This is a genomic window from Streptomyces sp. CNP082, from assembly GCF_059570535.1.
In genome coordinates this window covers 101930-114958 of the sequence record NZ_JCANSZ010000018.1, presented here as the reverse complement: position 1 = coordinate 114958, position 13029 = coordinate 101930, and the positions used below count along the sequence as shown (strand labels likewise).

Here is a 13029-nt window from a genome sequence, read left to right as displayed (position 1 = left end):
CGTCCTTGTGGACAACCGCGCGGCAGCCGATGAGGACCCGAGGCAGCACAACGCGGCGTGATCCGACAGTATGGGCGGAGCAGTCTTACACACGGAGGGGACCGTAATGAGTCACAACCAGCCGCCACCCGGACCGTACGGGGGTGGAGGGCAGCAGCCAGGCCCGTACGGGCAGCCCGGTCCCTACGGCCAGCCCCAGCAGCCTCCGCAGCAGCCCGCGCCGTCGCCTTACTCCCAGCCCGCCCAGGGCGGCCAGCCGGGTCAGCCCGGTTACGGCTACCCGCAGCAGGGCGGCGACCAGGGCTACGGGCAACAGCAGCAGCCCGGCGCGTACGGGCAGCCCGGGGGGTACGGCCAGCAGCAGCAGTACGGACAGCAGCAGGCGGGCCCGTACGGGCAGCAGCAGGCCGGCTACGGCCAGGCGCCGCCGCCCCCGCCGGCCGGTGGCAAGAACAAGACCCTGTTCATCGTCGTCGGCGCCGTGGTCGCGGTCGCCGTGATAGCCGTGGCCGCGTTCTTCCTCATCGGCGGCGACGACAGTGACGACAAGAAGGACGAGTCGAAGAACTCGCAGACCGACGGCGGCAAGACGGGCGACGACGGCGACGGCACGGACAGCGGGGACGACCCGCCCGTCGACGACGGCAAGCAGTACAAGCTGACGGCCCCCGACACGGTCGCCACCGAGTACCAGAAGGACGACGCGGCGAGCGCCGGCTCCGGGCTCAACTCCAGCGACATCGACCAGTTGGAGACGATCGGGATCTCCAACCCGCAGGACGTCGGCGCCGGCTACACGGCGGGCGACAGCGCCACGGCCAAGATCCTGCAGTTCCAGGGCGTCTACGGCGAGGTCTCCAACCCGGACATGGTCCTGGACGCGTTCTTCACCTACATGGCGAAGGAGGCCGCCGCCGACCCGTCCGCGGGCGGTGGCGACACGGCCGAGCTGGTCGGCAGCCCGGAGGAGGTCCAGCCCGAAGGGCTGGAGGAGGGCGCTTCGATGAAGTGCCAGTACGTCAAGTTCACCACGGCGGACTCCACCTCACCGGTCGACAGCTTCCAGTTCCCGACCTGCGCCTGGGCCGACAGCAGCACCATCGGCTACGTGGCCCTGACCGACCCGTCGCTGATCCTCACCGGCGGTGAGATGAGCATCGACGACGCCGCGACCACCACCGCTGACGTCCGCAACGACGTCCGGGTGCCGATCGGCTGATCCGTACAGCGCAACGCGAAGGGGCCGCCCGGTGGGCGGCCCCTTTCGTATGGGTTCGTCTGGGGGTGCGGCGCTCCTGCGGAGCGCGGACGGCGGCGCGGCTCAGGCGCTCTCCTGGTGCCGCTGCTCCGGCTCGGCGCTGCGGGAGCGGGGCACCAGCGTCGGGTTGACGTTGGAGTGCACCGCCTCCTCCGTGATGACCACGCGGGCGACGTCCTTGCGGGACGGCACCTCGTACATCACCGACTGCAGCACCTCCTCCATGATGGCGCGCAGCCCACGGGCGCCGGTGCCGCGGAGGATGGCCTGGTCGGCGATGGCCTCCAGCGCCGGGCGGTCGAAGTCCAGCTCGACGCCGTCGAGTTCGAAGAGGCGCTGGTACTGCTTGACGAGCGCGTTCCGCGGCTCGACGAGGATCTTCAGCAGGGCGGCCCGGTCCAGGTTGTGCACGCTGGTGATGACCGGCAGCCGCCCGATGAACTCGGGGATCATGCCGTACTTCACCAGGTCCTCGGGCATGACCTCCTGGAACGGATCCTCGTTCTCCAGCTCGCGCTTGGAGCGGATGGTGGCGCCGAAGCCGATACCCTTGGCGCCCGCCCGGGACTCGATGAGCTTCTCCAGGCCGGCGAAGGCACCGCCGACGATGAACAGCACGTTCGTGGTGTCGATCTGGATGAACTCCTGGTGCGGGTGCTTCCTGCCGCCCTGCGGCGGCACGGAGGCGGTGGTGCCCTCCAGGATCTTCAGCAGCGCCTGCTGCACGCCTTCGCCGGAGACGTCACGGGTGATCGACGGGTTCTCACTCTTCCGTGCGACCTTGTCGATCTCGTCGATGTAGATGATGCCGGTCTCGGCCTTCTTGACGTCGTAGTCGGCGGCCTGGATCAGCTTCAGCAGGATGTTCTCGACGTCCTCGCCGACGTACCCCGCCTCGGTGAGGGCGGTGGCGTCGGCGATGGCGAAGGGGACGTTGAGCATCCGGGCCAGGGTCTGCGCCAGCAGCGTCTTGCCGGAACCGGTGGGGCCGAGCAGCAGGATGTTGGACTTCGACAGCTCGATGCCGTCCTCGCGGTCCTTCGCCGCGGCGCCGTTCTCGCCGGCCTGCACCCGCTTGTAGTGGTTGTAGACCGCGACGGACAGCGCCTTCTTGGCGGCCTCCTGGCCGACGACGTAGCCCTCAAGGAACTCGTAGATCTCGCGGGGCTTGGGCAGTTCCTCCCAGCGCACCTCGGAACTCTCCGCGAGCTCCTCTTCGATGATCTCGTTACAGAGGTCGATGCACTCGTCGCAGATGTATACACCGGGTCCTGCGATGAGCTTCTTGACCTGCTTCTGGCTCTTGCCGCAGAACGAGCATTTGAGCAGATCGCCGCCGTCACCGATGCGTGCCACGAGGTGCTTCCCCTTCGCCTGGGATCCGCTCTTGGGGGGCGGAACCTGGTTGCGTATCGACGGTACCTTGCCCGGAGCCCCGAGCGGTCCCCTTGGGCCCAACTCACTGGTTCGCTTCCCAGGGGACCGCTCCACGGGCGGCCCTGTCCAGAGGACAAGGGCCCGGACGGGGTCCGGCGCCGCGGATACGGAGCCGGCAGCCGCCGCGAGCCGTCAGCCGCCGATGCCGGCGGACAGCTTGCGGGTGGAGACGATCTGGTCGATCAGGCCGTACTCCAGCGACTCCTCGGCGGTGAGGATCTTGTCCCGCTCGATGTCGTCCTTGATCTTCTCGATCGGCGTCGTCGAGTGCTTGGCCAGCATCTCCTCGAGCTGGTTACGCATCCGGAAGATCTCCTTCGCGGCGATCTCCAGGTCGGAGACCTGGCCGCGGCCGGTCTCGGTGTACGGCTGGTGGATCAGGATGCGCGCGTTCGGCAGGGCCATGCGCTTGCCCTCGGTGCCGGCGGCCAGCAGCACGGCGGCGGCCGAGGCGGCCTGGCCCATGCAGACGGTCTGGATGTCCGGCTTGACGAACTGCATCGTGTCGTAAATGGCGGTGAGCGCCGTGAAGGAGCCGCCGGGGCTGTTGATGTAGACCGAGATGTCCCGGTCCGGGTCCATCGACTCCAGGCACAGGAGTTGGGCCATCACGTCGTTCGCGGAGGCGTCGTCGATCTGCACGCCGAGGAAGATGACGCGCTCCTCGAAGAGCTTCGCGTACGGGTCGTACTCGCGGATGCCCTGCGAGGTGCGCTCGACGAAGCGCGGGATGACGTAGCGGGACTCGGCGCCCAGCGAACCGCGGGCGTCGGCGGCCTCGTCGGCCATGCGGTCGTAGAGGCCGCGTCCGGGGAAGTTCTGCATCGTGGTGTTCCGTCCTGGTGGCAGTGCGGCTGAGAAAGGCTGCGCGGGGCTGTTTGCGGGTCGTTGCCGGGCGCCGGGACCGGGCGGGCCCCGTCGGGGGGCCGGACGCCGGGCCTCAGGCGCCGGTGCCGCCGCCGCCGGGGATGCCCGAGGCCGACGGCATGACCTCGTCGATCAGGCCGTACTCCTTGGCCTCCTCGGCGGAGAACCAGCGGTCACGGTCGGAGTCGTGGGTGACCTGCTCGACGGTCTGGCCGGTGTGCAGCGAGGTGAGCTCCGCCATCTTCTTCTTCGTGCGGATGAGCTGCTCGGCGTGGATCTTGATGTCCGTCGCCGAGCCGGCCAGGCCGGCGGACGGCTGGTGGATCAGGATCTCGGCGTTCGGCAGCGCGAAGCGCTTGCCGGGGGTGCCGGCGCTGAGCAGGAACTGGCCCATGGAGGCCGCGAGACCCAGGGCGATGGTGACGATGTCGTTCTTGATGAACTGCATCGTGTCGTAGATCGCCATCCCGGCGGTCACGGAACCGCCCGGGCTGTTGATGTAGAGGTTGATGTCCTTGTCCGGGTCGGCGGCGAGGAGGAGGAGCTGCGCCGTGATCTTGTTGGCGATATCGTCGTCGACCGGCTGACCGAGGAAGATGATGCGCTCGTTGAGCAGCCGGTTGTAGACCTGGTCGCCAAGGCCGCCGAAGGACGGCTCGCCCGGGCCGGAAAGCATCGGGTTCGTCACGTGTCCACCTGCTCACTCTGCGACGGCCGCCAGAGGCCGTCTGACTGTACGTTCCTGACTTGCCTGACTTGCTTATGGACCCTAACGCGCAGGTAGGCGACGGCCATCCCGGTTCCGGAACTGTTCGCTGTGAGCGCAGGCCCTGCGGGGGCCCTGCGGGCGGCACGGCGGGGTGCCGGGCACCGTGGCGAGCCGGGTCTGCGGGGCACCCGGGCCCTGCGGGCGGCACGGCGGGGTGGGAAGGATAACCCGGGAGCGGGCGTCCCCGGCCTCCGGCCGGCGGGCGGCACCAGCGCACGCGGGCCGGGACCCGCGCCGCCCCGGAGCGCACCGCGCATGCGGCAGGCGCGGAGTCGCCGCAGCACGCCGACGCCGCGAGCGCGGCCCTGCGGCCCCGGCAGCCCGCCCGCCCGGCGGCCCCTGCCGCGGGTACGCCGGAGGGCGCGGGGGCTGCGGGCGTCCGCATGTGGGGTTGGCCACGGCGTGGGGCGGGCCGGGGCACGACGCGCGAAGCGCGCGTGCGCGGCGCGGGAGTCCCGCGGCGCATCGCGGCCGGGACCGGCGCAGAGCCCACGGCCCGCTCACGCACGGGCGCAACGCGCGAAGCGCCCGTGAGGAGTGCGGGATCCCGCCGCTCACCGCCGCGGCGGCGGCTCCGGTGACGGCCGGGGGACGAGGCGCGGGGCGATGCCGCGCGGCCTGCTCGCGCACCACCGCGCCCCCGCGGGGGCCGGCAGGCACCGTGGGTGTCGGGTGCGGACCCGGCGCAATGGGACCACGTCCCCCGCGGGGGGGCGGCAGGCACTGCACCGGGACCGCGCGCCGCCACGACGCGCGAAGCGCGCGCAAGGGGCGCGGGATTCCCGCCGCGCACCGCGCCCGGGACCGGCGGCCGTGGCGCGGAGGGCGCGTGGGGTGCTGTCGGGCGGCGTAGGTTCGCAGGGCCGCCGTGGCTGGCCCGCCGGCCCCCAGGCGTGGCCCGGGCCCTGCCGCGGTGCGGCAGGGCCCGTGGTCGTGTTCGGTTCGTCCGGGTCAGGCGTCTGCCTTCTCCGGCTTCTGCTCGGCCTCGGCCTCGTCGGACTCCGCCTCGACCGTCTCGGCGGTCTCGTCCTCGTCCGACAGGTCCACCGGCTCGCCGTTCGTGTCCTTGACCTCCGCGGCCTCCACCACGACCGCCAGGGCCTTGCCGCGGGCCACCTCGCCGACCAGCACCGGCACCTGGCCGCCCTCGACGACCGCCTGGGCGAACTGGTCCGGGCTCATCCCCGAGGACTGGGCGCGGCGCATCAGGTGCTCGGTCAGCTCTTCCTGGCCGACGTTCACCTGCTCCTTGCCCACCAGCTCGTCCAGGACGAACTGGGTGCGGATGCCGCGCTCCGCCTGCTCCTTCAGCTCCGCCTCGAACTCCTCGGCGGTCTTCTCCTGAAGCTTCAGGTAGCCCTCGAGGGTCATCCCCATCTGCGCCAGCTGGTGGTTCTCCAGGTTGTGCCGGCGGGTGGAGATCTCCTCCTCCAGCAGCTTCTCCGGCACCGGGATCTCCACCAGGCCGAGCAGCTCGTCCAGCACCTTCTCCTGGGCCTGCTGCGCCTGGTCGTAGCGCTTCATCTGCTCCAGCCGCTTGCGGCTGTCCGCCCGCATCTCCTCCAGCGTGTCGAACTCGCTGGCCATCTGGGCGAATTCATCGTCCAGCTCCGGCAGCTCGCGCTCGGCGACCTGCGTGACCTCGACCTTGACCTGCGCCTCCTGGCCGGCCGCGGAGCCGCCCTTCAGCTCGGAGGCGAACGTCGCGGAGCCGCCGGCCTCCAGGCCGGTGACCGCCTCGTCGATGCCGTCCAGCAGCTCACCGGAGCCGATGGTGTACGACACGCCGCTGGCGACGCCGTCGTCCAGCACCTCGCCGTCGACGCTCGCCTCCAGGTCGATGGTGACGACGTCGCCCTCGGCCGCGGCCCGCTCCACCGGCGTGGTGGACGCGAAGCGCTCGCGGAGCTGCTCGACGGACTTGTCGACGTCCTCGTCGGGCACCTCGACGGCGTCGACCTCGACGCTGATGCCGGAGTAGTCCGGGATCTCGAACTCGGGGCGGATGTCGACCTCGGCGGTGAAGGTCAGCGTCTCGTTGTCCTTCAGCTCGGTGATGTCGACCTCGGGCCGGCCCAGCGGCTTGAGGTCGCCCTCGTTGACGGCGTCCTCGTAGAGCTTCGGCAGCGCGTCGTTGACGGCCTCCTCCAGGACGGCGCCGCGACCGAACCGCTGGTCGATGATGCGGGCCGGGATCTTGCCCTTGCGGAAGCCCGGCACGGTGACCTGCTGGTTGATCTTCTTGTACGCCGCGTCGAGGCTGGGCTTGAGCTCCTCGAAGGGCACCTCGACAGTGAGCCGAACCCGGGTCGGGTTCAGGGTCTCCACGGCGCTCTTCACGGTCGGTCTCCTTGGGATGGCGTCTGGGAAGTGCTGTACTTCTTCTGGACTTCTTGTGGCTGCGTCCGGCCTCTGGGTCCGGCTTCTGGCGAGGCGTGGAGCGGCCTGGTCCAGGCACGCAGGAACGCAGCTTGCATAGTACCGGTGCCGGGTCCGCTCCCCATAAAGGGACCTTCGAAACGAAGGCCCCCGCCGTGGTCGGGGTGGCCGGATTCGAACCGACGACCTTCCGCTCCCAAAGCGGACGCGCTACCAAGCTGCGCCACACCCCGCGTGTGCGAGCAGTAGGGTACATGCCCGCGCAGCCGCGCCGCCGCCGATTACGTCCCTGGTGACGCCGCACGCGGCCGGCACACAGCCGGCACGCGGCCGGCAGCCGGCCTGCACCGCGGCCCGTACCCGGCGCGCGGCGGCGGGCATGCAACGCCACGGTGGCGTGCGGGATCGGGGGCGCAGAGGCTACGATGCAGGGCGTGCCACCCACGCAGGTGGCATCTGCGGGTGTAGCTCAATGGTAGAGCTCCAGCCTTCCAAGCTGGCCACGCGGGTTCGATTCCCGTCACCCGCTCGGTGCGACGGCCGGGCTCCGGGCCGCGCCGCGTCCGTCGCGACGCGCGCAGGCCGGGATCCCGGCCGTTGGCGTGTGCGCGGCGGCCGGGTCGTCCCGGGGAGCGGTCAGGTGCCGATGTCGCTGATGCTCTGACTGATCTCGTCGAGGGCGTCGTTGATGTCCGGAGCGGCGCTGGTGGACGCCAGGAAGAAGCCGAAGAGCACCGCGACGATCGCCGGGCCCATCTTGATCGAGCCGCCACGGATCAGCACGACCAGGATGATCCCCATCAGCAGCACCAATGACAGTGAGATAGCCACGCCTGATCACCCCTAGGTTCTCGTTCACCCGCCCAGGGCACCCGCCGCCCGCACACCCCGGTGGGTCCATCGTGCCACCAAGAGGTGCACGGAGGTGCGTGGGATGCCCAACTGGCTGATATCTCGCGCCCCTTACACCGATCTGCGCCCCCCGGCGCACGCGGGGCCTCCTACGCGGGACGCCGCACTCCCTCCGCGCCGGCGATGCGCCCATGCGGTCCATCCCCGGCGGCGGGCCAGGGGAAACCGTCGCGGCGAATCCGAATTCCGCGATCCAGGCCGCGGATATGCGTATTACACGGTACGCGGACGACGTTCCCAGACGCCCCAATTCCCCATTCACACCGGGTGTATGCGCACCGGGAATGGCCGAAAAAAGATCGACGGACACGCCGATGCTTCGTACTCGTATGTCCGGTTCATTCAGGACAAACCTGGCATACGATGATGCCCACTGACCTCACCGTTCTTCATCAGCGTACGGAAATTGCCGACACCGACTTCGAATTTACGGGCCCGACATCAGGACGCTAGGGTGCCGACGATGTTCCGATCCCCCCTCGACCCCAACCCGCCGGTGCGGTTCCGGGTTCCGCCGCCGGACTCGTACCTGGAGGCTCCGTGACCCACCCGCCGCAGACCGCGGCTCGTCCGGCCGGCGATTCCGGCAAGCCGAAGACCCGCGACCCCTTCTTCGACAACGCAAAGTACCTGGCCATCGTGCTGGTCGCACTCGGCCACGCGTGGGAGCCGCTGCGCGACGACAGCCGCGCCGCGTCCGCGCTCTACATGCTCGTCTACTCCTTCCACATGCCGGCGTTCATCCTCATCTCCGGCTATATGTCACGCTCGTTCGACCTGGGCCGCCCCGGGCGCGTGCAGCGGCTGGTCACCGGCGTCCTCGTGCCGTACGTGATCTTCGAGACCGCGTACACGTTCTTCAACCGCTGGGCGGGCGAGGTCCCCGACTACCGCATCAGCATCCTCGACCCGTGGTATCTGACGTGGTTCCTCATCGCGCTGTTCGTCTGGCGGATGACGACACCGCTGTGGAAGGCGGTGCGCTGGCCGGTTCCGCTGGCGCTGGTCATCGCCATCGCCGCGTCCATGAGCGACACGGTCGGCAACGACCTCGACCTGCAGCGCGTGCTGCAGTTCATGCCCTTCTTCGTCCTCGGCCTCATGCTCAGGCCGGAGCACTTCCAACTGGTGCGCAGGCGCGAGGTGCGGCTGCTGTCGGTGCCCGTGGTCCTGATGGCCGCGGTCGTCGCGTACTGGGCCGTGCCGCGGATGAACGCCGGCTGGTTCTACCACCGCGACTCCGCGCAGGAGCTGGGCGCGCCCATCTGGGCCGGGCCGGCGATGACGTTCGCGATGTTCGGCTGTGCGCTGGTCCTCACGGCGTGCTTCCTGGCCTGGGTGCCGCGGCGCACGATGTGGTTCACGGTGCTGGGCGCGGGCACGCTCTACGGCTACCTGCTGCACGGGTTCCTCGCCAAGGGCTCGCGCTTCTGGGGCTGGTACGACCACGACTTCGTGCACACGCCGCTGGGCGCCATCGCCGTGACGGCGGTCGCGGTCGTGATCATCACCGTGCTGTGCACCCCGCCGGTGCGGCAGATGTTCCGGTGGGCCATGGAGCCGAAGATGAACTGGCTGTTCCGGCCCGACCCCGGCGACAAGCACGGCAGCTCGCCGCGCTCGCGGCCGGCGGCGGAGCGGGCCCCCGAGCGGGAGCGCGCGAGCGCCTCTCGCTGAGTCCCGGTACGGCACGCGGCCCGGGCCGCCCCTCCTCGCGAAAGGGCGGCCCGGGCCGCTCACGTTCCCGTACGCGCTCGCCCACGGCTTCCCGTGCGGCTATCTGTGCAGCCTTCGGTGCGGCTTCTGATACGGCTTCTCGTGCCGCTTCTCGTACGAAACCGCGCCCCCGCCCACCGTCAGCCCGGCTGCTCCGCCCGCCGCAGCGCCGCGCGGGCCGGCAGCGCCGTGCCCAGCAGCCCGAGTCCCACGGCCCCCGCCGTGAAACCCGCGACCGTCAGCGGCGGCAGATACGGCTCCCCGCCCGTGATGCCGCGGACCATCGGCACCAGGGTCGCCGCCGCGATCGCCCCGCCCAGCACCAGGCCCGCGACCCCGACGAGCAGGCCCTCCCAGCGGATCATGCCCAGGACCTGGCGCCGGGTGGAGCCGATCAGCCGCAGCATCCCCAGTTCGCGGCGGCGGTCCAGCACCGTCATGACGAGGGTGTTGACCGCCGCGATCGCGGCGAAGCCGCCGAGCACGCCGGCCATGGTGTAGTTCGCCCAGCGGTTGAGGCTGCGGTCGGCGTCCTGCCGCTGCGCGTAGCCGGCCGCGTCGGTCACCGCGGTGCCGGCGCCGCCCAGCGCGCCGAGGTCGGCGGCGCGACCGCCGCTGACCAGCAGGTCCGTGTCGTACGCCGCGGTGACGTGCCCCGCCAGCGCGGCGCGGTCCAGCGTCACCCGGGCGAGCCCGAGGCCCCGCCCGTACGTGGCCGCCACCTCGGCCTTCACCGGCGTGCCGTCCGGCAGCCGCAGCTCGACGCGCTCGCCGACGCCGACGCCCGCGGAGCGGGCCAGGTTCTCGTCGAGCGCCACCGTGCCGGGGTCGTGCAGCCGGTCGAGGGCTCCGTCGCGTACGTCGAGATCCTGGACGCGGGTGAGCCCGTCGCCGGCGACGCCTTGCGCCGTCGCGCTCTGCAGCCACCGGTCGCCCCCGCCGCCGACCGGCACCAGCACCTCCGCGCGCAGCACGCCCACCGCCGCGTCCACCCCGGGCTGCCGTGCCGCGCGCGCGGCGGCGTCGGCGGGCAGCCCGCCGGGGTGGGTGACGACGTGGTCGGCGGTGACGCCGGCACGCTGCTGGGTCGCGGTGGCGTGGTCCTCACTGGTGTGCATGAAGACCAGCACCGAGGCGAACGCCGTCGCCAGCACGATCGGAGTGATCGCGGAGGCCAGCCGGCGGGCGTTCGTACGGGAGTTGGCGGCGGCCAGCTCCGCGGCGGCGTCGCCCGCGCGCAGCGGCAGGCCGAACAGCGCGGCGGCCAGCCGCGCGATCAGCGGCCCCAGCAGCGCGACGGCCAGCATGAACAGCATCACCACGCCGAGCGCCGCCTCCGCCGCGTCGTCCCCCGCGGAGCGGGCCGCGACGCCGCTGAGGGCGAGGCCGCCGCCGGCGGCGGCGAGGCCGAGGACGGTGCGTACGATCCCGGGGCGCGGCCGCTCCACGGACGCCTCGGTGAGCGCCTGGCCGGGCTTGGTCCGCGCGGGCCTGCGGGAGGCCGCCCAGCCGGCGACCAGCGCGCTGAGCAGCGCGGTGCCCACGGCGACGGCGAGCGGGATGACGGAGACGTGCAGGTCGACGGCGTCGGGCACGGCGTCGCGCGCCTTGAGCTGGCCGAACCACCAGGAGGCGAGCCCGATCCCGGGCAGCAGCCCGGCGAGCCCGGCGACCGGCGCGACGAGCAGCGCCTCGGCGGCCACGGAGCGGCGGATCTGCCGCGGGGTCGCGCCGACGGCGCGGAGCAGGGCGAACTCGCGTCTGCGCTGCGCGACGGAGAGGGCGACGGTGCCGGCGGCGGTGAAGACGGCGACGGTGGCGGCGATGCCGCCGAACGAGCCGCCGAGCCCGGTCAGCACCTCCTCGGCCGCCACGACACCGGGATCCTCCACGGCCCCGCGCCCGTCCCCGGTGTGCACGCGGGCCCGCTCCCCCACGGCGCCGCGCACGGCGTCGGCGAGCTGCCCGGCGCCGACGCCCTCGGCGGGCAGCACGGCGACGGCGTCGATACGCCCGGGGTGCCCGGCGGCACGGGCGACGGCGGCATCGGCGAGGTAGACGGCGCCGGGGCGGCCTGTCACGGGCACGGCAGGCCGGGAGGCGGTGGGCGCCGCCGGGGCCGCGAGGCCCGAGACGTGGAACTCCTGCTGTCCTGCCGGGAGTACGAGGGTGACCCTGTCCCCCACCTCCGTGCCCGCGGCGCGGGCCGTCGCGTGGTCGAGGACCACCTCGCCCGGCCCCGGTGCCGACCCCGCGGTGAGCGCGGCGCCGGTGAAGGCGTGCGAGCCCCAGCCCTGCGCGGTGAGCGCGGCGCCGTCCGGCTGTCCCCCCGGCGCCGCCAGGCGGGTGGGGAACGTGCCGTCCGGGACCGCCGCCGCGACGCCCCGGGCCTTCGCGACGCGCTCGGCCAGGTCCGCCTTCACCCGCGCCCGGTCCGGCACCTGTTCCGAGGCGTCGTACGCGCCGTCGCCGCTGCCCACCGTCAGGTGCGCCCGCTGGTCCGCGGCGACCACCACCGGCGCGTTCGCGTACCGCTGGGGCGGCACCGTGGCCCGTACGCCCGTCTCCAGCAGGATGCCGCAGGCCGACACGATCAGCGCCGCCATCATCAGCGCGACGAACGTCCCGGCGAAGCCGCCCGGCCGGAACCGCAGCGCGGCCCGCGCGAGCCCGTTCGTACGCGCCCGCCTCCCGGCCTCCGGCGAGCCGCCGCCCCCCGGGGTGCCGGGCCCGTACGCGGGCGCCGTTCCGCCCTCCCGGCCGCCTCTGCCGGAGCGCTCATCCGGCCCGTACGAATACGAGGGACCGCCCCGGGCCGGGCCGCCGCCCGCCCGGTCCGCCTCCTCGCCGTGCGGCCCGCGTGCCATCCCGCTCACGCCGCCGTCCCGGCCGCGGACCCCGAGCCGCGCGGGTCCAGGGCCGCCATCCGGGCCGCGACCTGCTCCGCCGTCGGCCGCTGGAGGCTGCCCGCCAGGGCGCCGTCCGCGAGGAACAGCGCCACGTCCGCGTACGACGCGGCGACCGGGTCGTGGGTGACCATGACCACCGTCGCGCCCAGCCCGTCCACCGCGTGCCGCAGCAGGGCCAGGATCTCCGCGGCCGTGCGCGTGTCCAGCGCCCCCGTCGGCTCGTCCGCGAAGATCACGTCCGGCCTGGTGATCAGCGCGCGGGCGATCGCCACCCGCTGCTGCTGGCCGCCGGACAGCTCCGCCGGCCGCCGCCTGCCGTGTGCCGCGAGCCCGACCTGCGTCAGCACCTCCGCCGCCCGGCGGTGGTCGGCGCGCCGCCCGGCGAGCCGCATCGGCAGCAGTACGTTCTGCTCGACGGTCAGCGACGGCAGCAGGTTGAACGCCTGGAAGACGAACCCCAGGCGGCTGCGGCGCAGTTCGGTGAGCTTGTTCTCGCCGAGCCCGGTCAGCTCCGTGCCACCGAGGAGCACCGAGCCCGCGGTGGGCCGGTCGAGCCCCGCGGCGCACTGCAGGAGCGTGGACTTGCCGGAGCCGGAGGGGCCCATGACGGCGGTGTACGTGCCCCGGGGGAGGGCGAGGTCGATGCCGCGCAGCGCGTGGACGGCGCCGGCCCCGCGGCCGTAGCGCCGCTGTACGCCACGCAGTTCGACGGCGTGGCCGAGGGCGGCGGGCGCCCCGTCGTCCTGCCGCTCTCCCCTGCTCCGCAGCCGCATGTCGTCCGC

General features: G+C 72.6%; 9 protein-coding genes and 2 tRNA genes. 3 read left to right on the top strand and 8 right to left on the bottom strand.

Annotated elements, in window-relative coordinates:
- The first annotated feature begins 106 nt into the window (after positions 1-106).
- The gene (locus B124_RS16930) at positions 107-1219 is read left to right on the top strand and encodes a hypothetical protein (protein WP_496503678.1); all 1113 of its coding nucleotides are present in this window, start codon (positions 107-109) and stop codon (positions 1217-1219) included.
- A 102-nt stretch (positions 1220-1321) separates the two neighbouring features.
- On the opposite strand, the gene clpX is transcribed toward B124_RS16930, so the two are convergent.
- The 5 genes from clpX to B124_RS16905 form a co-directional block, all read right to left on the bottom strand.
- Positions 1322-2614 (bottom strand): ATP-dependent Clp protease ATP-binding subunit ClpX, encoded by a 1293-nt coding sequence (gene clpX, locus B124_RS16925; RefSeq protein WP_496503677.1) that lies wholly within the window; start codon positions 2612-2614, stop codon positions 1322-1324.
- Positions 2615-2827: 213 nt separating this feature from the next.
- On the bottom strand, positions 2828-3520 hold the full coding sequence (locus B124_RS16920; protein ID WP_496503676.1) for an ATP-dependent Clp protease proteolytic subunit: 693 nt from the start codon (positions 3518-3520) through the stop codon (positions 2828-2830).
- A 115-nt stretch (positions 3521-3635) separates the two neighbouring features.
- Entirely contained in the window at positions 3636-4238 is a 603-nt protein-coding gene (locus B124_RS16915) for an ATP-dependent Clp protease proteolytic subunit (protein WP_107086199.1), read from the bottom strand.
- A gap of 1044 nt (positions 4239-5282) precedes the next feature.
- Positions 5283-6671: a trigger factor gene (gene tig / locus B124_RS16910; RefSeq protein ID WP_496503675.1), complete on the bottom strand. Its 1389-nt coding sequence runs from the start codon at positions 6669-6671 to the stop codon at positions 5283-5285.
- 195 nt (positions 6672-6866) lie between these two features.
- Positions 6867-6943 (bottom strand) — tRNA-Pro (locus tag B124_RS16905).
- A 225-nt stretch (positions 6944-7168) separates the two neighbouring features.
- Here B124_RS16905 and B124_RS16900 point away from each other — a divergent pair.
- A tRNA-Gly gene (locus B124_RS16900) sits at positions 7169-7239 on the top strand.
- Between the two features lie 107 nt (positions 7240-7346).
- Here the strand turns inward: B124_RS16900 and B124_RS16895 are convergent.
- Positions 7347-7541 carry a hypothetical protein gene (locus B124_RS16895; RefSeq protein WP_496503674.1) on the bottom strand — a complete coding sequence of 65 codons (195 nt, stop codon included), beginning with the start codon at positions 7539-7541 and terminating at the stop codon, positions 7347-7349.
- Between the two features lie 621 nt (positions 7542-8162).
- On the opposite strand from B124_RS16895, the gene B124_RS16890 reads away from it, so the two are divergent.
- Entirely contained in the window at positions 8163-9299 is a 1137-nt protein-coding gene (locus B124_RS16890; protein WP_496503673.1) for an acyltransferase family protein, read from the top strand.
- A gap of 179 nt (positions 9300-9478) precedes the next feature.
- Here B124_RS16890 and B124_RS16885 read toward each other — a convergent pair whose 3' ends face one another.
- Both B124_RS16885 and B124_RS16880 read right to left on the bottom strand, forming a co-directional pair.
- A complete protein-coding gene (locus B124_RS16885; protein WP_496503694.1) occupies positions 9479-12205 on the bottom strand; it encodes an FtsX-like permease family protein in 2727 nt (908 codons plus the stop codon).
- Positions 12206-12210: 5 nt separating this feature from the next.
- The gene (locus B124_RS16880; protein WP_496503672.1) at positions 12211-13020 is read right to left on the bottom strand and encodes an ABC transporter ATP-binding protein; all 810 of its coding nucleotides are present in this window, start codon (positions 13018-13020) and stop codon (positions 12211-12213) included.
- Positions 13021-13029 lie beyond the last annotated feature (9 nt).

Excerpts from the sequence above, each read along its gene's own strand:
- B124_RS16930 (WP_496503678.1), top strand. The coding sequence starts at position 107 with ATGAGTCACAACCAGCCGCCACCCGGACCGTACGGGGGTGGAGGGCAG.
- B124_RS16920 (WP_496503676.1), bottom strand. The coding sequence starts at position 3,520 with ATGCAGAACTTCCCCGGACGCGGCCTCTACGACCGCATGGCCGACGAG.
- B124_RS16880 (WP_496503672.1), bottom strand. The coding sequence starts at position 13,020 with ATGCGGCTGCGGAGCAGGGGAGAGCGGCAGGACGACGGGGCGCCCGCC.
- B124_RS16885 (WP_496503694.1), bottom strand. The coding sequence starts at position 12,205 with ATGGCACGCGGGCCGCACGGCGAGGAGGCGGACCGGGCGGGCGGCGGC.
- B124_RS16915 (WP_107086199.1), bottom strand. The coding sequence starts at position 4,238 with ATGCTTTCCGGCCCGGGCGAGCCGTCCTTCGGCGGCCTTGGCGACCAG.